Annotated in this window: 29 protein-coding genes; 16 read left to right on the forward strand and 13 right to left on the reverse strand. The window is 55.2% G+C overall.

All coding sequences use genetic code 11. From position 1 onward, the window contains the following. Window positions 1-27: 27 nt before the first annotated feature. The 9 genes from BFV64_RS08330 to mdtH form a co-directional block, all read right to left on the reverse strand. Window positions 28-606: a YceI family protein gene (locus BFV64_RS08330; RefSeq protein ID WP_014883347.1), complete on the reverse strand. Its 579-nt coding sequence runs from the start codon at window positions 604-606 to the stop codon at window positions 28-30. A 1-nt stretch (window position 607) separates the two neighbouring features. Then, window positions 608-1,174: a cytochrome b gene (locus BFV64_RS08335; protein WP_045135501.1), complete on the reverse strand. Its 567-nt coding sequence runs from the start codon at window positions 1,172-1,174 to the stop codon at window positions 608-610. Between the two features lie 218 nt (window positions 1,175-1,392). Continuing rightward, window positions 1,393-1,506 carry a YceO family protein gene (locus tag BFV64_RS08345; protein WP_014883349.1) on the reverse strand — a complete coding sequence of 38 codons (114 nt, stop codon included), beginning with the start codon at window positions 1,504-1,506 and terminating at the stop codon, window positions 1,393-1,395. A gap of 59 nt (window positions 1,507-1,565) precedes the next feature. Further along, window positions 1,566-2,684: an N-methyl-L-tryptophan oxidase gene (solA, locus tag BFV64_RS08350; RefSeq protein ID WP_045135502.1), complete on the reverse strand. Its 1,119-nt coding sequence runs from the start codon at window positions 2,682-2,684 to the stop codon at window positions 1,566-1,568. 116 nt (window positions 2,685-2,800) lie between these two features. Further along, the gene (gene bssS, locus BFV64_RS08355; protein ID WP_008500827.1) at window positions 2,801-3,055 is read right to left on the reverse strand and encodes a biofilm formation regulator BssS; all 255 of its coding nucleotides are present in this window, start codon (window positions 3,053-3,055) and stop codon (window positions 2,801-2,803) included. Between the two features lie 272 nt (window positions 3,056-3,327). Beyond that, on the reverse strand, window positions 3,328-3,573 hold the full coding sequence (gene dinI / locus BFV64_RS08360; protein ID WP_014883351.1) for a DNA damage-inducible protein I: 246 nt from the start codon (window positions 3,571-3,573) through the stop codon (window positions 3,328-3,330). Window positions 3,574-3,647: 74 nt separating this feature from the next. Further along, window positions 3,648-4,694 carry a dihydroorotase gene (gene pyrC, locus BFV64_RS08365; RefSeq protein ID WP_045135503.1) on the reverse strand — a complete coding sequence of 349 codons (1,047 nt, stop codon included), beginning with the start codon at window positions 4,692-4,694 and terminating at the stop codon, window positions 3,648-3,650. A gap of 126 nt (window positions 4,695-4,820) precedes the next feature. Continuing rightward, a complete protein-coding gene (locus BFV64_RS08370) occupies window positions 4,821-5,381 on the reverse strand; it encodes a lipoprotein (protein ID WP_014883353.1) in 561 nt (186 codons plus the stop codon). Between the two features lie 124 nt (window positions 5,382-5,505). After that, the gene (gene mdtH, locus BFV64_RS08375; RefSeq protein WP_014883354.1) at window positions 5,506-6,714 is read right to left on the reverse strand and encodes a multidrug efflux MFS transporter MdtH; all 1,209 of its coding nucleotides are present in this window, start codon (window positions 6,712-6,714) and stop codon (window positions 5,506-5,508) included. A gap of 236 nt (window positions 6,715-6,950) precedes the next feature. Here mdtH and rimJ point away from each other — a divergent pair, with 236 nt between their 5' ends. The 4 genes from rimJ (at window position 6,951) to murJ (ending at window position 10,786) form a co-directional block, all read left to right on the forward strand. Continuing rightward, entirely contained in the window at window positions 6,951-7,535 is a 585-nt protein-coding gene (rimJ, locus tag BFV64_RS08380; RefSeq protein WP_014883355.1) for a ribosomal protein S5-alanine N-acetyltransferase, read from the forward strand. Between the two features lie 9 nt (window positions 7,536-7,544). Then, complete coding sequence (locus BFV64_RS08385; RefSeq protein WP_045135504.1) at window positions 7,545-8,195, forward strand: YceH family protein; 651 nt, start codon at window positions 7,545-7,547, stop codon at window positions 8,193-8,195. A 2-nt stretch (window positions 8,196-8,197) separates the two neighbouring features. Next, window positions 8,198-9,121, forward strand: a complete 924-nt coding sequence (locus BFV64_RS08390) for a Gfo/Idh/MocA family protein (protein WP_045281250.1) — start codon at window positions 8,198-8,200, stop codon at window positions 9,119-9,121. 129 nt (window positions 9,122-9,250) lie between these two features. Then, window positions 9,251-10,786, forward strand: coding sequence for a murein biosynthesis integral membrane protein MurJ (gene murJ, locus BFV64_RS08395; RefSeq protein WP_045269404.1), 1,536 nt, complete (start codon window positions 9,251-9,253; stop codon window positions 10,784-10,786). A 59-nt stretch (window positions 10,787-10,845) separates the two neighbouring features. On the opposite strand, the gene flgN is transcribed toward murJ, so the two are convergent. The 3 genes from flgN to flgA form a co-directional block, all read right to left on the reverse strand. Then, entirely contained in the window at window positions 10,846-11,271 is a 426-nt protein-coding gene (gene flgN, locus BFV64_RS08400; RefSeq protein ID WP_014883359.1) for a flagella biosynthesis chaperone FlgN, read from the reverse strand. Window positions 11,272-11,275: 4 nt separating this feature from the next. Further along, window positions 11,276-11,569 (reverse strand): flagellar biosynthesis anti-sigma factor FlgM, encoded by a 294-nt coding sequence (flgM, locus tag BFV64_RS08405; protein WP_023332688.1) that lies wholly within the window; start codon window positions 11,567-11,569, stop codon window positions 11,276-11,278. A 93-nt stretch (window positions 11,570-11,662) separates the two neighbouring features. Next, window positions 11,663-12,322, reverse strand: a complete 660-nt coding sequence (flgA, locus tag BFV64_RS08410; protein ID WP_014883361.1) for a flagellar basal body P-ring formation chaperone FlgA — start codon at window positions 12,320-12,322, stop codon at window positions 11,663-11,665. A 157-nt stretch (window positions 12,323-12,479) separates the two neighbouring features. On the opposite strand from flgA, the gene flgB reads away from it, so the two are divergent. From flgB to flgL, 11 genes are all read left to right on the forward strand, one after another. Continuing rightward, window positions 12,480-12,896 carry a flagellar basal body rod protein FlgB gene (gene flgB, locus BFV64_RS08415; RefSeq protein WP_014883362.1) on the forward strand — a complete coding sequence of 139 codons (417 nt, stop codon included), beginning with the start codon at window positions 12,480-12,482 and terminating at the stop codon, window positions 12,894-12,896. A 3-nt stretch (window positions 12,897-12,899) separates the two neighbouring features. Beyond that, window positions 12,900-13,304: a flagellar basal body rod protein FlgC gene (gene flgC / locus BFV64_RS08420; protein WP_013097138.1), complete on the forward strand. Its 405-nt coding sequence runs from the start codon at window positions 12,900-12,902 to the stop codon at window positions 13,302-13,304. An 11-nt stretch (window positions 13,305-13,315) separates the two neighbouring features. After that, window positions 13,316-14,026: a flagellar hook assembly protein FlgD gene (gene flgD / locus BFV64_RS08425; RefSeq protein ID WP_014883363.1), complete on the forward strand. Its 711-nt coding sequence runs from the start codon at window positions 13,316-13,318 to the stop codon at window positions 14,024-14,026. 26 nt (window positions 14,027-14,052) lie between these two features. After that, window positions 14,053-15,261, forward strand: a complete 1,209-nt coding sequence (flgE, locus tag BFV64_RS08430) for a flagellar hook protein FlgE (RefSeq protein ID WP_069601915.1) — start codon at window positions 14,053-14,055, stop codon at window positions 15,259-15,261. Between the two features lie 20 nt (window positions 15,262-15,281). Continuing rightward, a complete protein-coding gene (locus BFV64_RS08435) occupies window positions 15,282-16,037 on the forward strand; it encodes a flagellar basal body rod protein FlgF (RefSeq protein ID WP_045281249.1) in 756 nt (251 codons plus the stop codon). 11 nt (window positions 16,038-16,048) lie between these two features. Further along, entirely contained in the window at window positions 16,049-16,831 is a 783-nt protein-coding gene (gene flgG, locus BFV64_RS08440) for a flagellar basal-body rod protein FlgG (protein ID WP_008500810.1), read from the forward strand. A 57-nt stretch (window positions 16,832-16,888) separates the two neighbouring features. Next, on the forward strand, window positions 16,889-17,587 hold the full coding sequence (gene flgH / locus BFV64_RS08445; protein ID WP_003857987.1) for a flagellar basal body L-ring protein FlgH: 699 nt from the start codon (window positions 16,889-16,891) through the stop codon (window positions 17,585-17,587). 12 nt (window positions 17,588-17,599) lie between these two features. After that, window positions 17,600-18,697 (forward strand): flagellar basal body P-ring protein FlgI, encoded by a 1,098-nt coding sequence (locus BFV64_RS08450; protein WP_069601916.1) that lies wholly within the window; start codon window positions 17,600-17,602, stop codon window positions 18,695-18,697. Then, window positions 18,697-19,650, forward strand: coding sequence for a flagellar assembly peptidoglycan hydrolase FlgJ (gene flgJ, locus BFV64_RS08455; RefSeq protein ID WP_023332690.1), 954 nt, complete (start codon window positions 18,697-18,699; stop codon window positions 19,648-19,650). The genes BFV64_RS08450 and flgJ overlap by 1 nt, the downstream gene beginning before the upstream one ends. A 75-nt stretch (window positions 19,651-19,725) precedes the next feature. Next, entirely contained in the window at window positions 19,726-21,366 is a 1,641-nt protein-coding gene (flgK, locus tag BFV64_RS08460) for a flagellar hook-associated protein FlgK (protein WP_047027493.1), read from the forward strand. Window positions 21,367-21,382: 16 nt separating this feature from the next. Then, on the forward strand, window positions 21,383-22,336 hold the full coding sequence (flgL, locus tag BFV64_RS08465; RefSeq protein ID WP_069601917.1) for a flagellar hook-associated protein FlgL: 954 nt from the start codon (window positions 21,383-21,385) through the stop codon (window positions 22,334-22,336). 75 nt (window positions 22,337-22,411) lie between these two features. On the opposite strand, the gene BFV64_RS08470 is transcribed toward flgL, so the two are convergent. After that, window positions 22,412-23,626 (reverse strand): MFS transporter, encoded by a 1,215-nt coding sequence (locus tag BFV64_RS08470; protein WP_045135546.1) that lies wholly within the window; start codon window positions 23,624-23,626, stop codon window positions 22,412-22,414. A gap of 16 nt (window positions 23,627-23,642) precedes the next feature. Here BFV64_RS08470 and BFV64_RS08475 point away from each other — a divergent pair, with 16 nt between their 5' ends. Beyond that, window positions 23,643-24,674, forward strand: a complete 1,032-nt coding sequence (locus tag BFV64_RS08475) for a LysR family transcriptional regulator (protein ID WP_081330953.1) — start codon at window positions 23,643-23,645, stop codon at window positions 24,672-24,674. The last annotated feature ends 33 nt before the right edge of the window (window positions 24,675-24,707 follow it).

A 24,707-nucleotide genomic window follows, 5' to 3' on the forward strand; every position in this document is an offset into this window, starting at 1 on the left:
CAGGCGAGATCCTGCCGGGCGAATCTATTATGACTTCTGCTGCACACCTTCAACAGAAATAACCAGCTCAACATCCTGAGACGCCGGACCCAAATCCGTTGTGATATTAAAATCTTTCAGGTGAATTTTTCCTGCCGCTTCAAAACCTGCGCGTTTACCCCCCCACGGATCGTCACCCTGGCCGATCAATTTTGCATCCAGAGTCACGGGTTTCGTAACGCCATTCAGGGTAAGATTACCGGTAATATTCAACTTATCACCGTCTTTTTTCACGTCCGTAGAGGTGAAAGTCGCTTTCGGGAATTTAGTGACGTTCAGGAACTCTGCGCTGCGCAGGTGTTTATCGCGCTCAGCATGATTGGTGTCAACGCTGTTCGTATTAATGGTCACATTGACTTTATCCGCCGCAGGATTTTTCTCGTCAAAGGTGAATGTGCCGTCAAAATCTTTAAAGGTACCGTACAGCCAGCTGTATCCCAGATGCTGAATACGGAAATTGACGAACGCGTGCTGGCCCTCTTTATCAATTTTATAATCCGCCGCCACGGCGGAACCGGTGGTGAATAACAGAGAGCCCAGTGCGATACCCAGCAGGTGTTTTTTCATTTTATACTCCAGAGTCAATTGACGAGCGGCCAAGCATGCGCTTGAGCGTATCGTCTTTATCAATAAAGTGGTGTTTAAGGGCGGCAAGCCCGTGCAGCACGGACAGGATCACCACGCTCCAGGCAAGCCAGAGGTGGACCACCCCCGCCGTGTCGGCCTGAACCCCAGCATCACTGAGCGTTGCTGGCACCTCGAACAGACCAAAAACGCTGATCGGCTTGCCGTCTGCCGTCGAAATGAGATAGCCGCTGATCAGAATGGCGAAGAGCAGCGCATAAAGCGCAATATGCGCGGCGACAGCACTGAAACGGGTCAATTTACTGTGGGTCTTCGGTGCTGCAGGTGGCGGGGAGATATGTCGCCATATCACGCGGAAAATCAGCCCCAGCATCAGCAAAACGCCGATGCTTTTATGCAACTCCGGCGCCTGGTGATACCAGCCGTCGTAATAGCTGAGCGTGACCATCCAGAGTCCAAGTCCGAACATGCCATAGACGGCAATGGCAAATATCCAGTGCAAACTTATGGATATTATTCCGTAGCGCCGGGAGGAGTTACGCAATTGCATCAGAATGTCCATTTTCAAATTAACCGAAACGTAAAAATGAACGGGAAGGCAAGATATTGCAACTGAAATAAGAGTATATGGATTTTTATTTTATTTATTTCAGCAATTTTGAAAAGGAACCGCAAAGGTAATTCAAAGGCTTCGTGCAAGGCGGAATAAGCAGGGGAAAAGAGATTAAATAAACATAAAGTAACGTCAATAAATGTCAGTCAACGCTTTCAATAAAATACAATGTAAATAAAATCAACGATCGCAAGTAGTGCCCACAGTAAGATATAGAGCATAAAATGTTCGCGAATATTATTGACGAGAAAACTCACGATCCTGCGCATAATGCCCCATGATTCACCGTAAAGAAAACGGGCCCCGAACTGTCCGGAGCCCATAGCGATTATCCGTTAAAACGCGCGAGTGAGAAGGGCGTCAGATCAAACTGAGGCGTGATACCCTGAGCAAATTGCGCGGCGATTTCACCCAGCACGGAAGCGAACTTAAATCCGTGTCCGCTCAGCCCGGTAATGAGCAGGGTGTTGTCATGTCCTGGCAGCGTATCAATGATAAAGTCTTCATCCGGCGTGTTGTCGTAGGTGCAGGCCGCGCCGTAGAGCAGGCCACCCACGCCCGGGAGAATATTGCGCAGGAACGAGAAGGCTTCTGAACCATCCTGCGGACAAGCACCAAACGGTTTACGCTCGTCAGGTGAGGAGATAACTTGCCCCCCGTTGTGTTTTCCAATCTTGAGCGCGTCTTTTTCGGAAGGGAAACCGTAGAACTGATCGCCATTGGGCAACTCGCCGGTGAACGCCGGGAATTTATTCTGGGCACTGTAGCGACCATCCGACTGGAACCACGAAAAGACCTTACGCACGGGCTGGATCGGCAGGTCTGGCAGCAGGCGGGTGACCCAGGTTCCAGCGCTGATAAGCAAACGAGACGCCGAATATTCACCGTCCAGAGTCGTTACCGTCACGCCATCTGCGTTATGCGTGATGGCCTCCACCGGACAGTTAAACAATTGCGCACAGCCCGCTTTGGCGGCAAGGTCGATCCAGGTTTTGATGGCGGTTTCACAGTGCAACACCCCGGAGTTGGCTTCAAAGAGGCCAATATAATCGTCCGGGACGGTAATTTCTGGCCAGCGCGCGGTGATAGCCGGCGCGTCCAGCTTCTCAACCTCCAGATTAAAGGCCTTTGCGCTGCGTTCCACATTAGCCAGAAATTCCGAACGGGCCGGGCCAAGATTGATGACGCCCGTACGTTCGAAAATGCGCTCTTCAGTCTCTTTAGCCAGCTCGTCCCACAGCGTCTGGGCACGAAGCACCAGCGGAACATAGCGTTCCCCCTCGCCATAGGCATGGCGAATGAGACGCGTGTCGCCGTGGTGGCTACCTTCGCTATGGGGCGGCAGGTGAGAGTCAATCATCAGGACATTGAGTCCTGCCTGTGTCGCGTAATACCCGGCGGCCGATCCTACGGAGCCACTGCCAATAATGATTAGGTCATATCTCATATGCATCTCGTCACGTACGTTTTTTTTAGCAGAGTAATTAACAAAGCGGGTGCAAACAAGCGGGAAATAAATAAGGCACCGCGTGGGTGCCTGTTGAAAGAAAAGTGAGCATTCGGTTAGTGCCGTTTATACTCATTTTCCTGATAGTCGCCAGATTCTATTTTTGCAATTCCTGCCTCTAAAATAGAAATAAACTGACGGGCGACGTCTGTCGTAAGCCACAGCGTCTGTCCAACTTCCGCTTCTTCACGGTTCAGCTGATTTGGGGTCTGGTAGTGCAAACGCAGCATCAGTGCATCGTAGCTGTCTACGGTACTGATATCCCAGCCAACGAGTGGGTGGGTCTGGATGACTTCGCTATTCTTTTCCATTATAACCCCCATAATGCGTGTTAGAAGACAACGACTTCGAGGTTCAATGCATGTTTTTCTGAAAGCAACTTCAGTATACAAGTAATAAGGGTTCCTAAGGGAAAAATAAACAGCTAGCAACACATTTTTCTGCTTTTTAGGATTGTTCGAGCAATAAAACACCATCTTGTTCACGATTTTTAAAGAAGTTGCCGAATTATTTTGAACTTTCTGGAATTTCAGGCAAAAAAAAGCCGGGGCGACCCGGCAAAAAACACAATGAGGGAGCAGTGTTAATCTGTGATGAACCAGTCGTCCGCGCTCTCCCACGTTTCCTGCAGGATTTCGCTGATGCGATCTTTATCTTCTTTTGCACCGCCAATGACGGAAAGGTTGTTCGCCGCGGCGTAACGAACAGTGACGGCGCCTGCATTGTCGGGGAAGGTGTTATGAATACGACGGGATAATTCGCCTGCCAGTGCGTCAAGCGCGCCAGCAGGCAGAACGGTAGTTTTGGCTATGGTGACTTCAATACGCATAAATGCCCCCTGTGTAATATACTGTTTATTTATACAGGTATATTGTTCGTTTGACAACAAGGGGCGTTGATTATTTAGCGTTTTACCGTCCAGTTGACGGTTTCGCCTGCCAGGAAGGGGATCAGCGTATCATCCGTCAGGGCAATGGATGCCTCCACCTGGCTCGCTTTGCGCTCCAGTTCAATGAACGTGTCATTGACCGGCAGGCCGTAAAAGCGCGGGCCGTTGAGGGAGCAGAACGCTTCGAAATGTTCCAGCGCGTCCATCTCTTCAAATACCGTTGCATAGCTGGCAAGGGCCGTAGGGGCGTTGAAACAGCCTGCGCAGCCGCAGCTCGCCTCTTTACGATGGCGGGCGTGAGGCGCGGAGTCTGTGCCGAGGAAAGCGCGTGAGAAACCGCTGGCAACCAGTTCGCGCAGCGCCTGCTGGTGAACGTTGCGCTTAAGGATCGGCAGGCAGTACAGGTGAGGGCGTACCCCGCCTACCAGCATGTGGTTACGGTTAAACATCAGATGCTGTGGGGTGATGGTGGCGGCAATCAACTCGTTGCCGTCACGCACATATTCTGCGGCGTCTTTGGTGGTGATATGTTCAAAGACCACTTTAAGCGCAGGCAGGCGCTGACGCAGCGGTTCCATCACGGTCTCGATAAAGCGGGCTTCACGGTCGAAGATATCAATCTCGGCATGCGTGACTTCGCCGTGTACCAGCAACGGCATGCCCAGTTTCTGCATACGTTCCAGCACCGGCATGATGGCATCAATGCTGGTGACGCCGTGGCTGGAGTTGGTGGTGGCGTTTGCAGGATAGAGTTTCGCCGCCGTAAAAACGCCTTCGTTAAACCCGCGCTCAACTTCGTCCGGATCGAGAGAATCGGTCAGATAGCAGGTCATCAGCGGGGTGAAATTATGTCCAGCCGGGACGGCATCCAGAATGCGCTGGCGGTAGGCAATCGCGGCATCGACGGAGGTGACTGGCGGAACCAGGTTTGGCATGACAATCGCGCGGCCATAAATTTCACTGGTATAAGGCACGACGGTTTTCAGCATATCGCCATCGCGCAGATGGATATGCCAGTCGTCAGGGCGGCGGATTTTAAGAACCTGGGGTTGTGCAGTCATGGAAGCTCCGGCTTGTCAGGAATCAGTCATAAGGATGGCTGTTTTTGCCGGACACAAATCATAAGCGGAAACGTTTTCGTTTGCACACTTTTCCGTAAAAAAAAGGGCGCCGCAGCGCCCTTCAGGTTAATCGGTGAAAGGAATGATGATTTCTCCCGGTTTCACCTCTATCCCTTTTGCGTATTTTTTCGCAAGGGCTTCACCCTTACTTTTGTCTTCGCTTAAGACATACGCCGGTTGCTGATTGAAATAGTTACGCAGCGACTGGTTCAGATAGGGCATCAGGGTTTGCAGAACCGGTGCCATCTTGTCCGGTGAAACCTGCGCATCGACCACTTCCATCTCCTGCAGGAAAATCGCGCCCTTCTCTTTGTTGAAAACCGGAAGTGCCTTCAGCTTGAGCTTGATGTTGGCTTTCTGGTTGCCAAAAAGGGAGGTCATATCAAGGCTGGCATCCCCGGCGAGGGTGACTTTGTTGGGCTCTTCACGACCAATCTGGCTGGTGAGATTGGTGAGAATGATATGCGCATCGGCAAGGCCTGGCACACCAATGTCTTTGGAGAAATTGTTATGTTTTTCCAGCGCCTGATTAATTTCCTGTTCACTGACGGTGTATTGCGTAAGCTGATTGCAGCCCACCAGCAGGCCGCTAACGATAAATGCGGCGGCAATGACAATTTTCTTCATGGTGTTCCTCAACGAAAAATCGGCGCTTCTGTCCTGTAGCGTCAGTATGTCAGTGTGAAATGGCAGAAACCAGCAGAAAATACTGAGAAGTGAGGCGGGAGAGTTCTCCCGCCAACGAGAAGGATTATGCGCCCGGCTCGAGCATACCGCTCGCGCTGCGCTTCTGGCTGAACTGCCACCAGAGGGCCAGTAACGTCATAAAGCCCACTGCGCCGAGCATCATCCACGGCAGTTCCGGTTGATTCAGCGCTTTACCGGCATCGAACAGCCAGCCGCCGCCGGTGTAGCCTAACGCGCCACCAAAGGCCAGACCGAGTCGGCTGAATCCCATATAGCTGCCGCGGGCACGCGCGTCCGCAAGCGAGGCGCTCAGCGTTTCCCGGGCGGGCTCGGCGATGATGGAGCCGATATAGAAGGTGCAAATCAGCGTAAACAGCTGCTGGAGCGAGCTCACCAGACCGATCGGCATCATGCTCAGCGTCATCAGAAACAGCCCGGCCATCAGGCGATGTTCCAGGCGAAAACGCCGTTCGCTCCAGCGGGCGATGGGGTAGAGCAGCGTCAGTGACAGGCAGGCTTCAATGGCGTACATCCATTTAACGGCAGCAGGCGTGCCCGCAATATCGTTTACCATGATCGGCAGCATCAGCATCACCTGCACGGCCAGCATGTAATACCCGGTCAGGGTCAATACGTAGGTGACAAAACGCTTGTCGCGAAGCACGCGACCTAGCCCTTCGCGCACCGGCGCTTTTACCGTCGACAGTTTCCAGGCGGGAAGATAGAGACCGTTAAACAGCGCGCACAGAATAAAGAGTACCGCCCCGGCCGCACAGACCAGACGGAAATCGTACTGCAGCAGCCAGCTTCCCAGCAATGCGCCAACCACCGCGCCGGCACTGTCCTGCATCATCAGAATGGAGAAGAAACGCCCCCGGTGCTGCGGGCGAATCAGCTTCACCACCAGCGCGGTACGGGGCGGGTCAAACAGCGTGCCGCCGATACCTGAGAGGAAGCAGGAGAACCAGAGCAGCCAGGGCTCGTGGGCAACGGCCATCGTGGCAAAGCCTGCCGCGCGGAGCAGCATACCGGTCACGATCATTGGTTTAGCGCCAAAGCGGTCAGCGATCGCGCCGCCAAAGACGCCCAGACCCTGCTGGACAAACTGACGCAGTCCCAGGGCAATACCGACCATTACCGCCGCCCAGCCCATTTGATCGACAAAGCGGATCGAGATGAGAGGGAACACGACAAAAAAGCCGAGCACGACCAGCATGTTATCGACTAACAGGAAATATTTACCCAGGCTCCTCGCCTGTGATACGCGGGACATTTTCCCTCCAGGGAAAATAAGAAGGTGAGCACGCTAACATTCTGCGGTGTCGCCACGTTTTTTCCCACCCCTGGACGCGACAATATTTTTTTATCAAAAGGGTGCTTTGATAGAGAGTTTTCATTGAAAAAGGTGAAAAGAGGTGAAAATGGTATGTCACTGTTTTCACAGACGGCACGGGCGCAGGTATAGTAAAGCTAATGGGCAAGCTGAAGTGACGGGAAGGAGTGGTATTGATGTTTGGCTATCGCAGTAATGTGCCAAAAGTGCGTCTGACAACGGACCGGCTGGTCGTTCGTCTGGTGCATGAGCGTGATGCCTGGCGTCTGGCGGATTATTACGCCGAGAATCGCCAGTTTTTGAAACCCTGGGAACCCGTTCGGGATGAGAGCCATTGTTACCCCTCCGGCTGGCAGGCGCGCCTCAGCATGATTGCGGAATTTCATAAGCAGGGTAGCGCGTTTTATTTTGCGTTGCTGGATCCAGAAGAGAAAGAAATTATCGGGATCGCCAATTTCTCGAATGTGGTGCGCGGGTCGTTTCACGCCTGTTACCTTGGCTACTCCATCGGTCAGAAATGGCAGGGGCAGGGGCTGATGTACGAGGCGTTAACGGCGGCAATCCGCTATATGCAACGTACGCAACACATTCATCGCATTATGGCGAACTATATGCCGCATAATCAGCGCAGCGGAAATTTACTGGCGCGCTTAGGGTTCGAGAAAGAAGGTTACGCCAAAGACTATTTGTTGATAGACGGCGAGTGGCGTGACCACGTGCTGACGGCGTTAACCACCCGTGACTGGACTGCAGGTCGTTAAGGAGAAAAGATGAAGTATCAGCTAAACGGTACAGAAGCGCGCGTGATTGGGTGCTTACTCGAAAAACAGGTCACCACGCCGGAACAGTATCCGCTTTCTGTTAACGCCGTGACCATGGCCTGTAACCAAAAAACGAACCGTGAGCCGGTGATGAACCTCAGCGAGCATGACGTTCAGGAGGTGCTGGATGCGCTGGTAAAACGCCACTATCTGCGCACCGTCAGCGGCTTCGGTAACCGCGTGACCAAATACGAACAGCGTTTCTGTAACTCCGAATTTGGCGACCTGAAGCTGAGCAGCGCCGAAGTGGCGGTCGTTACTACGCTGCTGTTGCGCGGGGCGCAGACGCCAGGGGAGCTGCGCACGCGTGCTTCCCGTATGCATGAGTTTAGCGACATGCAGGAAGTTGAGCAGACGCTGGAGGGGCTGGCCGCACGTGAAGATGGCCCGTACGTTGTCCGTCTGGCCCGCGAGCCGGGTAAACGTGAAAGCCGCTATATGCATCTCTTCTGCGGTGACGTTGATATTTCAGTTAAGTCTCCTGTAACCGATATAACAACTGGCGATGACGATTTGGTTGCCCGTGTGGAGGCTCTGGAAGGTGAGGTTGCCGGGTTGAAACAACGTCTGGATGCATTACTGGCACATTTGGGAGACTGACGGTGAAAAAATTACGCATTGGCGTCGTGGGGCTGGGCGGAATAGCGCAAAAAGCCTGGCTACCGGTTTTAGGGGCTGCGACCGACTGGACGCTGCAAGGCGCATGGTCTCCTGGCCGTGAAAAAGCAGAGCGTATCTGCGCAACCTGGCGTATTCCGTATGCCGCCTCGCTGCAGGATCTGGCCCGCGAGTGTGACGCCGTCTTTGTGCATACCTCTACGGCCACCCACTATCAGGTGGTAAGCGAGCTGCTCAATGCGGGCGTCCACGTCTGCGTGGATAAACCGCTGGCGGAAAACGTGCAGGACGCCGAACGCCTGATTGATCTGGCGGCGCGTAAAAACCTGACCCTGATGGTGGGGTTTAACCGCCGCTTTGCGCCGCTTTACCAGCAGCTGAAAGCGCAGTCCGGCAATATGGCTTCGCTGCGTATGGATAAGCATCGTACCGACAGCGTAGGGCCGAACGATCTGCGTTTTACCCTTCTTGATGATTATCTTCACGTGGTGGATACCGCGCTGTGGCTGAGCAACGGTAATGCACAGCTGAAAAGCGGCACCCTGGTCACTAACGAACGAGGGGAGATGGTGTACGCGGAACACCATTTTGCCGTTGAGCATCTTCAGATTACCACCAGTATGCACCGTCGTGCGGGCAGCCAGCGTGAGTTCGTTCAGGCCGTCACCGACGGTGCGCTGTATGACATTACCGATATGCGCGAGTGGCGCGAAGAGAAGGGCAATGGCGTTGCTACGCCTCCTGCACCCGGCTGGCAAAGTACGCTTGAGCAGCGTGGTTTCGCAGGATGTGCCCGTCACTTCATCACCTGTGTGCAAAATCAGACGGTTCCTGAAACGTCCGGCGAGCAGGCCATTCTGGCGCAGCGCATTGTGGAAAGGCTCTGGCGCGATGCCATGAGTGAATAATTCGCTGTAACATCTGCCGATAGTAATTCGATGAAATCCGGTTAGACTAAGCGCCGCTTGTTGGCTTTGCCGGGTAGCGCTTACGCTAACCCGGCCTACACATCCGTATGGTTCTGGAAATTCACGTTAATGAACTTATTAAAATCGCTGGCGGCAGTCAGCTCGATGACCATGTTTTCTCGCGTGCTGGGCTTTGCACGTGACGCGATTGTGGCAAGGGTTTTTGGTGCAGGAATGGCGACGGACGCCTTTTTCGTCGCGTTCAAATTGCCAAATCTGTTGCGTCGTATTTTTGCGGAAGGGGCATTTTCGCAGGCATTTGTGCCTATTCTCGCGGAATATAAAAGCAAGCAGGGCGAGGATGCGACCCGCGTCTTTGTCTCTTACGTCTCTGGGCTACTGACCCTGGCGCTAGCCGTGGTGACCGTTATCGGGATGCTGGCCGCGCCGTGGGTGATTCTGGTGACCGCCCCCGGTTTTGCCGATACGGCTGATAAATTTGCACTGACCTCGCAGCTGCTGCGCATTACCTTCCCCTATATTCTGCTGATCTCGCTGGCCTCGCTGGTGGGGGCGATACTGAACACCTGGAACCGTTTCTCCGTTCCGGCGTTTGCGCCGACGTTCCTTAACGTCAGCATGATCGGTTTTGCCCTGTTCGCCGCGCCGCATTTCAACCCACCGGTACTGGCGCTGGCCTGGGCGGTAACCGTGGGCGGCGTGCTGCAGCTGGCGTATCAGCTGCCGCACCTGAAGAAAATCGGTATGCTGGTGCTGCCGCGCATTAATCTCAAAGATGCCGGCGCGATGCGCGTGATTAAGCAGATGGGGCCCGCCATTCTTGGCGTCTCCGTCAGCCAGATCTCGCTTATCATCAACACCATCTTTGCCTCTTTCCTGGTGTCGGGCTCTGTGTCGTGGATGTACTACGCGGACCGTCTGATGGAGTTTCCATCCGGTGTGCTGGGCGTGGCGCTGGGGACCATCCTGCTGCCGTCGCTGTCAAAAAGCTTTGCCAGCGGCAACCATGATGAATACTGCCGCCTGATGGACTGGGGGTTACGTCTCTGCTTCCTGCTGGCATTGCCAAGTGCGGTGGCGCTGGGGATTCTGGCCAAGCCGCTGACTGTGTCCCTGTTCCAGTACGGTAAATTCACTGCCTTTGACGCCGCGATGACCCAGCGGGCGCTGATTGCCTACTCCGTCGGCTTGATGGGGCTGATTGTCGTCAAGGTGCTGGCTCCGGGGTTCTACTCGCGTCAGGACATTAAAACGCCGGTGAAAATTGCCATTGTGACGCTGATTATGACGCAGCTGATGAACCTGGCGTTTATCGGCCCGCTGAAGCATGCCGGTCTGTCGCTGTCTATTGGTCTGGCGGCCTGTCTGAATGCCGGGCTGTTGTACTGGCAACTGCGCAAGCAGGATATCTTTACGCCGCAGCCGGGCTGGGCGAGCTTCCTTGTGCGGTTGATTATTGCAGTACTGGTGATGTCTGCGGCATTACTCGGGATGATGCATGTTATGCCAGAGTGGTCCCAGGGCACGATGCCTTATCGTCTGATGCGGCTGATGGCCGTGGTGGGCGTCGGGGTGGTAGCTTACTTTGCCACGCTCGCCGTACTGGGCTTCAAAGTGAAAGAGTTTGCCCGCCGTACGGCATAAACGCCAAAAGGGGAGTTCACCTTAGGGTGCTCCCCACTGCATGATTTGTCGCAGATGCGTCAAATCGAAATCTTTTTCACACCCGCAATGCGCGCTGTCGCTGTCTGACCATCCGCACCGTACAGTCCGGTTTCTTTATGCGGCTTCAACACCTCAAGCGCCTGCTGATTACGCTCTATCTGGCCTTCAAGCAGCCAGCCGTTATGCTGGTTGAGGTCGCGCAGGTGCTGGGTTTTTTCCGTTATGGTCTGCCAGCGCTCAACAATATCGTCATTGGCGCTGCGCTTAGGATCCTGCTCAGCGCGTCGTTGCTGCTCCAGATAATCCAGCGTCGCCAGAAGCGAACTCTTATCCTCAGTAATCCGCTGCAGCGCACTGCCGTTGATGTTACCGGAAGAGAGGTGCTGCTGTTCAGCGTCCATTACCGTTTTCAGGTCGTTCAGGACAACCGTCATGTGATCCAGTATTTCTGACAGTCGACTCATACGGTTAGTTACTCTGTAAGAAACTCTGTGCTTCCTGAATCAGGGCGTCAGCGATTTTGCTGGTGTCCATTTTCAGCTCGCCGTTACGAATTGCGGTTTTCAGCGCTTCCACACGTTCCATATTGATATCGTTGCTGCCGGGCTGCATCAGTTTTGCCTGGGCATCGCTCAGCGTCACGCTGGTGCTGTTAGACGTTGACGGTTTTTCCAGACGCGTTTTCTGAGGGGCAGCGTCATTCGTTTCGCGAGGCTGTACAGCGCTTACCGGCTTCAGGGCTGATGTACGATCAATGCTCATAGTGTTGTCCTCATCGAGGGTTCGCGGCGTTTGCGCCTGACATCATCATTAGTTGAATATTTATCGGCACGCGCCGCGAAATCTTTAAAAAGATTATAGGTTAATCAGAATATTCCCATCAGAATCGACGGTTCCGCTCACCACCTGGCCTGAGGACATTCTGACGCGGGCGTTTTGCGCGACCGCGGCATTGTTTAACGCTTTCCCTTCACTGTTGATGCTAAAGCCGTCTCCGTTGGCCACAACCATCACCTGCTGTCCCGCTTTGACACGCCATGCCTGGCGCAGCATTGAAAGCTGAATCGGCTGGCCTGGCGCAACATCGCGCAGGCTGACGGCATCCTGTGCCTGGTTCATTTCCAGCATTGTCCGTGGCGGGAGCTGATCCAGGCGCCCGCGCTTCAACGTCACGCTGTTTGCCTGCAGCAGGCTGCCACGCGCAATAGGCACGGCGGCAACAACATAATTGCCCGTCGCCTGAACGGCAACCTGTAAATAGCGTTTTTCGTTGGCGCAGCGAGCCAGCACGTTCACATTGCCCCACAGCTTCGTGGTTCCCGTGACGCTGAATGACGGTTGCTCACAGGTGGGGTACAGATTCGGGGGCGTACGTACGGTAACGGTAACGTCATCGCTAAAGCCTGCCAGCTTTTCCGCAAAGAAAGCCGTTAACTGATCCTGTAAACCTTCAGCCTGCACCAGAGGGCTAAACAGCAAGAAAGCCGCCACCAGACCACGTTTTAACGTTTGCATCGCAAGTTCCACCGTTTCCAGAGTTGACTGAATTCTACCTGCAGTGGTTTTGCATCAACGGAATAAATAGCGACGCATTTTGCGCTTATTCCGTCGATAGGGGAGACCGGGTGAGATTTAAGCTGTGAACTGAAATTTTGCCATCAGCGGAGGAGACATGCTCGATAAACTCGACGCCGCGTTACGTTTTCAGCAGGAAGCGCTCAATTTACGCGCCCAGCGGCAGGAGATTTTAGCCGCCAACATCGCTAACGCCGATACGCCCGGGTATCAGGCGCGCGATATTGATTTTTCCAGTGAACTCAAAAAGGTGATGGAGCGTGGACGTGCCGAAGGAACGGGTGTTGCACTTGCCATGACATCCTCTCGCCATATTCCTGCTCAGGCGATGACCGCGCCAGCGACCGATTTACTTTATCGCATCCCCGACCAGCCATCACTCGACGGTAACACCGTGGATATGGACCGGGAGCGTACGCAGTTCGCCGATAACAGCCTGAAATACCAGACGGGCCTGACCCTACTCGGCGGACAAATCAAAGGCATGATGAACGTCCTGCAGGGGGGCAACTGATAAATGGCCTTGCTGAACATTTTTGATATCGCCGGTTCGGCGTTAACCGCTCAGTCCAAACGTCTGAACGTGGCGGCCAGTAACCTGGCGAACGCCGACAGCGTGACCGGACCTGACGGACAGCCTTACCGTGCCAAACAGGTCGTCTTTCAGGTCGATGCGGCGCCCGGTGCGGCCACGGGCGGCGTGAAGGTGTCTGACGTGGTAGAGAGCCAGGCGCCGGACAAGCTGGTGTATGAGCCCGGTAACCCGCTTGCGGACGCTAACGGATACGTGAAGATGCCAAACGTGGATGTGGTAGGTGAGATGGTGAACTCCATGTCGGCCTCTCGTAGCTACCAGGCGAACGTCGAAGTGCTTAATACCGTGAAGAGCATGATGCTCAAAACACTCACTCTCGGCCAGTAAAGGAGACACGCATGTCCATCGCCGTCAATGTGAATGATCCCACGAACACGGGTGTTAATAACACCCAAAGTTCGACAAGCTCCAGCTCCCTGACGGGAAGTAACGCCTCCGATTTGCAGAGCAGCTTTCTGACGCTGCTGGTTGCTCAGCTGAAGAACCAGGATCCCACGAATCCAATGCAGAACAACGAACTGACGACGCAGCTTGCGCAGATCAGTACCGTGAGCGGCATTGAGAAACTTAACACGACCCTGGGTTCCGTCTCCGGCCAGATTAACAGCAGCCAGTCTCTGCAGGCGGCCAGCCTGATTGGTCACGGGGTAATGATCCCGGGCACCACTATTCTTGCCGGCACCAGCACCACAGACGGTACCTCGACCACCACGACGACCCCGTTTGGCGTTGAATTGCAGCAGGCCGCTGACAAAGTGACTGCGACGATCACCGACTCGACCGGCGCGGTGGTTCGCACCATCGACATTGGTGAGCTGAAGGCGGGCGTTCATACCTTTACCTGGGATGGCAGCCTGGCGGACGGCACCAAAGCACCAAATGGCTCCTACAAAGTCGCGATTAGCGCCAGCAACGGGACAACCCAGCTGGTGGCGCAGCCGCTGCAGTTCGCGCTGGTTCAGGGCGTGATTAGAGGGGGCGACGGCAACAAACTGGATTTGGGTACCTCGGGTACCACCACACTCGACGAAGTTCGGCAGATTATCTAAGCCTTAACACTTATCAGGAGTAAGTCATGGCCTTTTCTCAAGCGGTCAGCGGCCTGAATGCTGCGGCCACCAACCTGGATGTCATTGGCAACAACATCGCCAACTCCGCGACCTATGGTTTTAAATCCGGTTCTGCTTCCTTTGCAGACATGTTTGCCGGTTCCAAAGTGGGTCTGGGCGTCAAAGTTGCGGGTATCACTCAGGACTTTACCGACGGCACCACCACCAATACCGGGCGCGGCCTGGACGTTGCCATCAGCCAGAACGGTTTCTTCCGTATGGTCGATGCAAACGGCTCGGTGTTCTACAGCCGTAACGGCCAGTTTAAGCTGGACGAGAACCGTAACCTGGTGAACATGCAGGGGATGCAATTAACCGGTTATCCGGTTGCCGGCACGCCATCAACGGTTCAGACCGGTGCGAATCCACAGGCGATTAATATCCCGACCACGCTGATGGCCGCGAAGTCCACCTCCACGGCTTCCCAGCAGATTAACCTCAATTCCACCGACACCGCACCGACCACCGCCTTTGATCCGGCTAACCCGGATACCTACAACAAAAAAGGCACGGTAACCGTCTTTGATAGCCAGGGTAATGCGCACAACATGAACCTGTTTTACGTCAAAGATGCGACTCCGGCCAACTCCTGGAAAGTGTATGCCCAGGACGGTAGCGTGGCAGGCAGCACGGCGGCACTGGCCACCACGCTGACCTTCGATAATAACGGGACGTTGACCGGTGGTGGAAACATCAACCTGACGACCGGGACCATCCCGGGTGCGACCCCTGCGACCTTCGCCATGAGTTTTGCTAACTCTATGCAGCAGAACACCGGCGCAAACAATATCGTGGCGACCAGCCAGAATGGCTTCAAGCCGGGCGAACTGGTGAGCTATCAGATCAACGATGACGGTACCGTGGTGGGGAACTATTCCAACGAACAGACTCAGGTGCTGGGTCAGATCGTGCTGGCAAACTTCGCCAACAACGAAGGCCTGAAGTCTGAAGGCGATAACGTCTGGTCGGCTACCCAGTCCTCCGGCGTGGCGCTGCTGGGTACAGCGGGAAGCGGTAACTTCGGTACGCTGACCAACGGTGCGCTGGAAGCCTCAAACGTCGATCTGAGTAAAGAGCTGGTGAACATGATTGTCGCGCAACGTAACTATCAGTCGAACGCGCAGACCATCAAGACCCAGGATCAGATCCTCAACACGCTGGTTAACCTGCGTTAAGCGGCTAACAGGAAAGCGCAATGGATCACGCAATATATACCGCGATGGGCGCGGCAAGTCAGACGCTCAATCAGCAGGCCGTTACTGCCAGCAACCTGGCAAACGCCTCGACGCCGGGCTTTCGCGCGCAGCTGAATGCGTTGCGCGCGGTGCCGGTAGAAGGTCTTTCCCTGCCGACCCGTACGCTGGTCGCCGCCTCTACCCCTGGCGCAGATATGACGCCAGGGCAGATGGATTACACCTCACGCCCGCTGGATGTTGCGCTGCAGCAGGACGGCTGGCTGGCGGTGCAGACCGCTGATGGCGGCGAAGGCTATACCCGTAACGGGAATATCCAGGTTAGTGCAACCGGCCAGTTGACGATTCAGGGTCATCCGGTGATGGGGGAAGCGGGTCCGCTGACGGTGCCTGAAGGCTCTGAGTTGACCATCGCTGCTGACGGTACCATCTCCGCGTTGAACCCGGGCGATCCGGCCAATACCGTTGCCCCTGTCGGACGACTGAAACTGGTGAAAGCGGAAGGCAAAGAGGTGCAGCGTGGTGACGACGGGATGTTCCGTCTGACCCAGGCTGCTCAGGCTACCCGTGGTGCTACGTTACAGGCCGATCCGAGCATCCGCGTGATGTCCGGCGTTCTGGAAGGCAGTAACGTCAAGCCAGTAGCCGCCATGAGCGACATGATCGCCAGCGCCCGTCGTTTCGAAATGCAGATGAAAATTATCAGCAGCGTGGATGAAAACGCGGGCAAGGCTAACCAACTTCTGTCTATGAGTTAACAGGACTCTTTATGATCAGTTCTTTATGGATCGCGAAAACTGGCCTGGACGCGCAGCAAACCAACATGGATGTGATTGCCAACAACCTGGCAAACGTCAGCACCAATGGTTTCAAGCGTCAGCGCGCCGTTTTCGAAGATTTGCTTTATCAAACCATCCGTCAGCCGGGCGCGCAGTCTTCTGAACAGACGACGCTGCCGTCAGGTCTGCAGATCGGTACCGGTGTTCGCCCGGTGGCCACCGAGCGTCTGCACAGCCAGGGCAACCTGTCTCAGACCAACAACAGTAAAGACGTGGCAATCAAAGGTCAGGGTTTCTTCCAGGTGCAGTTGCCTGACGGTACTTCTGCCTATACCCGTGACGGCTCGTTCCAGGTCGATCAGAACGGCCAGCTGGTGACGGCGGGCGGTTTCCAGGTTCAACCTGCGATCACCATTCCGGCGAACGCCCTGAGCATTACTATCGGCCGCGACGGTGTGGTCAGCGTGACCCAGCAGGGCCAGGCTGCGCCGGTCCAGGTCGGACAGCTTAACCTGACCACCTTCATGAACGATACCGGTCTGGAAAGCATTGGTGAGAACCTCTACACCGAAACGCAATCCTCCGGTACGCCAAATGAAAGCACGCCTGGCCTGAACGGTGCGGGTTTGCTGTATCAGGGGTATGTAGAAACCTCCAACGTGAACGTGGCGGAAGAGCTGGTGAATATGATCCAGGTTCAGCGCGCGTATGAAATTAACAGTAAAGCAGTCTCGACGACCGATCAGATGCTGCAAAAACTGACGCAACTCTAAGGTGTAGCCCGGTGCGGTAAACGCCGCACCGGCTCCCTGTTTTCGAAGATGAAGGCAATGCAAAAAAACGCGGCGTTTCGTTATCCGATACTGACTGTCCTGGCCGTCACCCTCAGCGGGTGTGCCTGGATCCCGTCTAAACCATTGGTCCAGGGTGCGACGACTGCCCAACCCGTTCCTGGCCCTGCGCCAGTGGTAAACGGCTCTATTTTCCAGACCGCGCAGCCGATTAATTACGGTTATCAGCCGCTGTTTGAAGATCGCCGCCCGCGTAACGTCGGCGATACATTGACCATTGTTCTGCAGGAAAACGTCAGCGCGAGCAAGAGCTCGTCGGCGAATGCCAGCCGCGATGGCAAAACCAATTTTGGCTTTGACACCGTACCGCGTTATCTGCAAGGGCTCTTCGGCAATGCGCGAGCGGACGTTGAGGCTTCCGGCGGCAATACCTTTAACGGTAAAGGTGGCGCGAACGCCAGCAATACCTTTAGCGGTACGCTGACGGTCACGGTTGACCAGGTGCTGGTCAACGGCAACTTACACGTTGTGGGTGAAAAACAGATCGCCATTAACCAGGGCACTGAATTCATTCGCTTCTCGGGCGTGGTGAATCCACGCACCATCAGCGGCACCAACACCGTTCCGTCCACTCAGGTGGCGGATGCGCGCATTGAGTACGTCGGTAACGGCTACATTAATGAAGCGCAAAATATGGGTTGGCTGCAGCGCTTCTTCCTTAATTTATCGCCGATGTAAGCGAGGTGACCCATGTTTAAATCGATCTTCGCCGTGGTGCTGGTTCTGGTGGCTACCTTTGCCCAGGCTGACCGTATTCGCGATCTCACCAGCGTTCAGGGCGTACGCGAGAACTCGCTGATTGGCTATGGCCTGGTGGTGGGGCTGGACGGTACGGGTGACCAGACAACCCAGACGCCATTCACGACGCAGAGCCTGAACAACATGCTTTCCCAGCTCGGTATTACCGTTCCGGCGGGAACCAACATGCAGCTGAAAAACGTGGCTGCGGTCATGGTCACGGCCTCTTACCCGGCGTTTGCACGCCAGGGGCAGACCATTGATGTGGTGGTCTCCTCTATGGGGAACGCCAAAAGCCTGCGCGGCGGTACGCTGCTGATGACGCCCCTGAAAGGCGTCGACAGCCAGGTCTATGCCCTGGCGCAGGGTAACATTCTGGTCGGCGGTGCGGGGGCCTCAGCTGGCGGTAGCAGCGTGCAGGTGAACCAGCTGAACGGCGGACGCATTACCAACGGCGCGATCATTGAGCGAGAACTGCCGACCCAGTTCGGCGCCGGGAATACCATCAACCTGCAGCTGAACAACGAAGATTTCACCATGGCGCAGCAGATCGCCGACACCATCAACCGCAGCCGCGGCTATGGCAGTGCGACGGCGCTGGATGCCCGTACCGTGCAGATCCGTACCTCCACGGGCAGCAGCAACCAGGTGCGCATGCTGGCCGATATCCAGAATATGGAAGTGAACGTCCCTGTTCAGGATGCCAAAGTGATCATCAACTCCCGTACGGGCTCCGTGGTGATGAACCGGGAAGTCTCGCTGGATAGCTGCGCCGTGGCGCAGGGTAACCTCTCCGTGACGGTTAACCGTTCTGCCAACGTCAGCCAGCCGGATACCCCATTTGGTGGCGGCCAGACGGTGGTGACGCCACAAACGCAGATTGATTTACGTCAGAGCGGTGGTTCTCTGCAGAGCGTACGCTCCAGCGCCAACCTGAACAGCGTCGTGCGTGCTCTGAATGCGCTGGGTGCCACGCCGATGGATCTGATGTCCATTCTGCAGTCCATGCAAAGTGCAGGCTGTCTGCGCGCCAAACTGGAAATCATCTGATGCTGACCGATAGCAAACTGTTGACCAGTGCCGCCTGGGATGCCCAGTCGCTCAACGAACTGAAAACCAAAGCAGGTAAAGACCCGGCGGCGAATATCCGCCCGGTCGCCCGCCAGGTGGAAGGGATGTTTGTACAGATGATGCTGAAAAGCATGCGTGAAACCCTGCCGAAAGACGGGATGTTCAGCAGCGATTCAACGCGTCTTTACACCAGCATGTATGACCAGCAGATTGCGCAGCAGATGACCGCCGGTAAAGGCCTCGGTCTGGCTGACATGATAGTCAAACAGACCGAAGCCGCGCAGGGGATCCAGCCGAAAGATGAGCCGCAGCAGGTACCGATGAAGTTTGACCTGCAAACGGTGACCAGCTATCAGAACCAGGCCCTGACGCAAATGGTGCGTAAAGCGATACCGAAGGCGACGGTGAGCAGCGACGAGCCGCTCTCCGGTGACAGCAAAGACTTTCTGGCGCAGCTTTCGCTGCCGGCCCGCCTTGCCAGTGAGCAGAGCGGTGTGCCACACCATCTGATTCTGGCTCAGGCCGCGCTGGAATCCGGGTGGGGCCAGCGCCAGATCCGTAAGGAAAACGGCGACCCGAGCTTTAACATCTTTGGCGTGAAGGCCACCTCCAGCTGGAAGGGACCGACAACGGAGATCACCACCACCGAATACGAGAACGGTGCGGCGGTGAAGGTGAAAGCGAAATTCCGTGTTTACAGCTCCTATCTGGAAGCATTGTCCGACTATGTCGGTCTGCTGAGCCGAAATCCACGTTATACCGCCGTTACGCAGGCGGCGACGGCGGAGCAGGGCGCTCAGGCCTTGCAAAACGCAGGCTACGCGACCGACCCGAACTACGCACGTAAGCTTACCAGCATGATCCAGCAGCTGAAATCCATGGGCGAGAAGGTCAGTAAAGCCTATAGCACAGATATTGAAAATCTGTTCTGAAAGTTCTCAAGTCCCGGTGGAGGTTGCCGATAACCTTCATCAGGACTCGTGTCTGAACGTATAAAAGGAACCCCCATGTCCAGTTTGATTAACAGTGCCATGAGTGGCCTCAGTGCCGCGCAGTCGGCACTCAATACCGTCAGTAATAATATTTCAAGCTATAACGTGGCAGGTTACACCCGCCAGACCACGGTACTGGGTGCCTCTAACAGCACGCTGACCGGCGGTGGCTGGGTGGGTAACGGGGTGTATGTCTCCGGTGTCCAGCGTGAGTATGACGCTTTCATCACCAACCAGCTGCGCGCCGCGCAGACCCAGAGCAGCGGCCTGACGACGCGCTATCAGCAGATGTCAAAAATTGACGATGTGCTCTCCGATACCACGAACTCGCTTTCCACCACCCTGCAGGATTTCTTCAAGAGTCTGCAAACGCTGGTGAGCAACGCCGAAGACCCGGCTGCACGTCAAACGGTGCTGGGTAAAGCGGACGGTCTGGTGAATCAGTTCAAAACGAACGATCAGTATCTCCGTGACCAGGATTCACAGGTTAATACGGCGATTTCTACCAGCGTCGATCAGATCAATAACTATGCGAAGCAGATTGCCAATCTGAACGATCAGATTTCCCGTCTCACCGGTGTTGGCGCGGGTGCATCGCCTAACGAACTGCTCGACCAGCGCGATCAGCTGGTGAGTGAACTGAATAAGATTGTCGGTGTTGACGTCACCATACAGGACAGTGGCACCTACAACATCTCTATCGCCAACGGCTACAGCCTGGTACAGGGCAGCAACGCAAGCCAGCTGGCGGCGGTGAAATCCAGCGCGGATCCTGCGCGTACAACCATTGCTTATGTGGATGCCGTAGCGGGTAGCGTGGAGATCAAGGAAAAACAGATCACCACGGGGTCGCTTGGGGGGCTGTTAACGTTTCGTTCTCAGGATCTGGATCAGGCGCGAAATACGCTTAACCAGATGGCGCTGGCGTTTGCTGATGCCATGAATACCCAGCATCAGGCTGGCTTTGATGCAAACGGGGACCCAGGCGGTAAACTGTTCGACTTTGGATCTCCGGCGGTGCTGAGTAATGGCAAAAATACCGGAAGTGCGTCTGTTACGGCCACGATGACGGACAGTACTAAGGTCCAGGCGACAAACTATAAAGTTGAGTACAACGGTACTGACTGGACAATTACGCGTCTTTCAGACAACACCAGCTTCACGGCCCAGCCTGATACCAGTGGTAATCTGTCGTTTGATGGTCTCAACGTCAATATTAGTGGCTCAGCCAATAATAAAGACAGTTTCATCGTCAAACCGGTGAATGACGTTATCATCAATATGGACGTTACGATCAGCGACGAGTCCAAACTGGCGATGGCTTCAGCGAATGGAAGCGGAGCAAGCGACAATACCAATGGCCAAAAGCTCCTGGATTTGCAGAGCGCCAGGCTGGTGGGTGGGAATAAAACCTTTAACGATGCTTATGCCTCACTGGTCAGTACGGTGGGTAGCACCACGGCGTCGCTGAAAACCAGCAGTGAAACCAAAGTTAACGTGGTGACGCAGCTTACCAAACAACAGCAGTCAATCTCCGGGGTTAACCTGGATGAAGAGTATGGCAACCTCCAGCGCTATCAGCAGTACTATCTGGCGAATGCGCAGGTGCTTCAAACGGCGAGTACGCTGTTTGATGCATTGATCAATATCCGCTAAGGCTGAGGCATAAAAAATGCGTATTAGTACTCAAATGATGTATGAGCAAAGCATGCGCGGCGTGACGAACTCCCAAAGCCTCTGGCTAAGCTACGGCGAGCAGATGTCTACGGGTAAGCGCGTCAACCGTCCTTCTGACGACCCGATTGCCGCCTCGCAGGCCGTTGTGCTCTCTCAGGCTCAAACACAAAACAGCCAGTATGCGCTGGCGCGCTCCTTCGCTACGACAAAAGTTTCGCTGGAAGAGAACGTGTTATCGCAAGTGACAACCGCTATCCAGGCTGCTCAGGAAAAGATTGTCAATGCGGGCAACGGCACGTTAAGTGATGATGACCGCGCTTCGCTGGCAACGAACCTGCAAGGTATTCGCGATCAGCTAATGAACCTGGCTAACAGCACGGACGGTAACGGTCGCTATATCTTTTCAGGATACAAAACCGAAGCGGCGGCTTTTGACCAGACTACGGGTGATTATAAGGGCGGCGGGACGCCAATCAGCCAGCAGGTTGACTCCGCGCGTACGATGCAAATAAGCCATACGGGCGCAGAAGTTTTCGACAGCTTCACCAGCAATGCGAAACCAGAGCCGGCGGGGAGTACGCAGGAAACGAATTTGTTCAAGATCCTCGACACCGCTATCGGGGCGCTGAATACGCCGATTGGTGATGACGAAACGAAAGCCGAGGCGTTTACTGCGGCTATTGATAAAGCCAACCGTGGCCTGAGCAACTCTCTCAACAACGTTCTGACCGTGCGCGCCGATCTCGGCATTAAGCTGGATGAGCTAGGCAAGCTGGATTCTCTGGGTGAAGACCGTGCTCTGGGCCAGACCCAACAGATGAGTGACCTGGTTGACGTGGACTGGAACTCGGTAATTTCATCCTACACCATGCAGCAGGCGGCCTTGCAGGCCTCTTATAAAGCGTTTAGCGATATGCAGGGCATGTCTCTGTTCCAGCTGGACAAATAACATCTTGACCTCTTAGAACATGTCTTGAAACTGGGCATGTTTTGCTGCCCAATCCGTCTGGATTGGGCATTTTTTTTATGCCATTTCCGCCGGCGCTGAGGCGAGGCGGGCGCTTTCAACCAGACGGATTGCCAGCGCAATGATGCCGCATACCGTTGCCAGAGCGACCACGCCCGTCCAGCCCGCCAGCGTATAAATATTGCTGCCTAATGCGGAGCCCAATGCCATGCCGATAAAGATCACGGTAAAGAGCAGGGCGTTAAGACGACCGCGCGCCTGCGGTTCAAGGCTATAGACCAGATTCTGGTGTGCAACCAGGCTGGACTGCAGACCCAGATCGAACCCGACGGCAGAGAGGGCAATCAGAACCAGCTGTCCGTGCACCCCCAGCGCGGGCATCAGGAACATCAGGGCAAACGAGATGGTCACGAGGATTGCACCGAGCTGCGTGACTTTCCCGGCACCCAATTTGTCTGCCAGACCACCCGCCAGCGGCGCGGCTAACGCACCGGCCGCACCGGCGATACCAAAACCACCCGCGACTGCACTCCCGAGGTGATAGCGTTCCAGCAGCATGACCGCCAGCGTAGACCAGAAGGCACTAAAGGCAATCGACAGAAAACCCTGAGCCAGCGCCGCACGGCGCAGAGCGGGGTAACGACGCCACAAATGCGCCATTGAGCGCATAAGCGCGGGATAACTCAGCGTGGAGTGAATGGCAAAACGAGGAAGTACCGCCCACATCACCACGCCGATAAATGCAATGCTTACCGCAGCCAGCTGATACATCACGCGCCAGCCGAACGCTTCGCCCACGACACCGCTGACGGTTCGGGAGAGCAAAATCCCCAGCAGCAGACCGGTCATCACTGTACCCACGGTTTTCCCCTGTTTACCTTCCGGCGCAAGAATAGCCGCTGCCGGGACAATATCCTGCGCCATGGTGGCGGCCATGCCGATGAGCAGACTCGTCAGCAGCAGGGAGTGGATCTGTCCGGTCAGACTACAGCCAAGAAGAAACAGCGCCAGCGCAGCACTTTTTATCAGTATTAACGTCCTGCGGTCGTGGCGGTCACCGAGCGGTAACAGGAACAGGATCCCTAAGGCATAACCGGCCTGGGTGAGCGTAGGGACCATGCCCATTCCTTCGATACTCAGGTGAAGGTCTGCGCCCATCAGGGGCAGCAGAGGCTGGGCATAATAGATAGATGCCACGCTAAAGCCAGCCCCGAGTGCCAGCATTAAAATGACCCAGCGGCTTACGGCATGGGCGGCAGTGGTTGTGTTCATAAGACATTCCTCATTCATGGTGTACGGCTATTTTTTACCAGGACGCCTTGCGACGGTAGCGGGCCCGGTGGTAAAACGCTTATACGTTGAACGTATAAGTGGAAAGATAATGAAAAGAGTTGAGCGTATAGACAGGGTGGAGTTAATGCGAACGTTTGTCCGTATTGTTGAGGCTGGTTCACTCTCTGCTGCGGCACGCCAGCTGGCAACAACCCAGGCCACGGTGAGTCGACGGCTGCAATCGCTTGAGACGATGCTGGGCGTACGCCTGATGTTGCGCACCACCCATACGACACGGCTGACGGATGACGGTGAACGCTGCTATCAGCACGCTCGTCGGGTGATTGACAGCTGGCTGGCACTGGAAGATGAGGTGGGGCAGACGGAAGATGAACCGGTAGGTGTGCTGAGGGTGCGGGCACCGCACGCGTTTGGTCAGGATCAACTCCTGCAACCGTTAACCGAGTTTTTGCAGCGTTATCCGCAGCTTTCCATTGAATGGTTGCTCAACGATCGGTCGGCTGATTTTCTCGGTGACAACCTTGATTGTGCTATTCGGGTGGGGGCAGAAGTCGATCCGGCGACCGTATCCGTGCTGCTGGCGGAAGTGCCGCGCTCGGTGGTGGCATCTCCGGCATTACTGGCCCGTTTCCCGGCGGTTAACATGCCTGAGGATTTGCAACCGTTTCCGTGGATTGCCATTAACTCTTTCTACCAGCGTCATGTAGAGCTTTTTCATGATGCTTCGTCAGCCACCGCGCGAATTGACATTACTCCGCGCCTCAGCACCGACAGCCTGTATGTTGCACGTAAAACGGCACTCACCGGGCTGGGTGTGGCGGTAGTGTCAAGCTGGACGGTACAAGACGATATTCGGGAAGGGCGACTGGTGCATGTGCTGCCAGAGTGGCAACCGGCGGCATTACCGGTGCATCTGGTTTATCCCTGGTCTCGTTATTATCCTGCCCGTTTGCGGCGTTTTCTGGAGTTGATGCGGCAGGTCATGCCGGAGGTCACGGGAATGAGAAAGCCCGTGCAGCAGCCATAAAAAAGCCGACCCGAAGGTCGGCTTTCAGCGCCA

The sequence above is a fragment of the Enterobacter kobei genome, from assembly GCF_001729765.1.
Classification (GTDB): Bacteria; Pseudomonadota; Gammaproteobacteria; order Enterobacterales; family Enterobacteriaceae; genus Enterobacter; species Enterobacter kobei.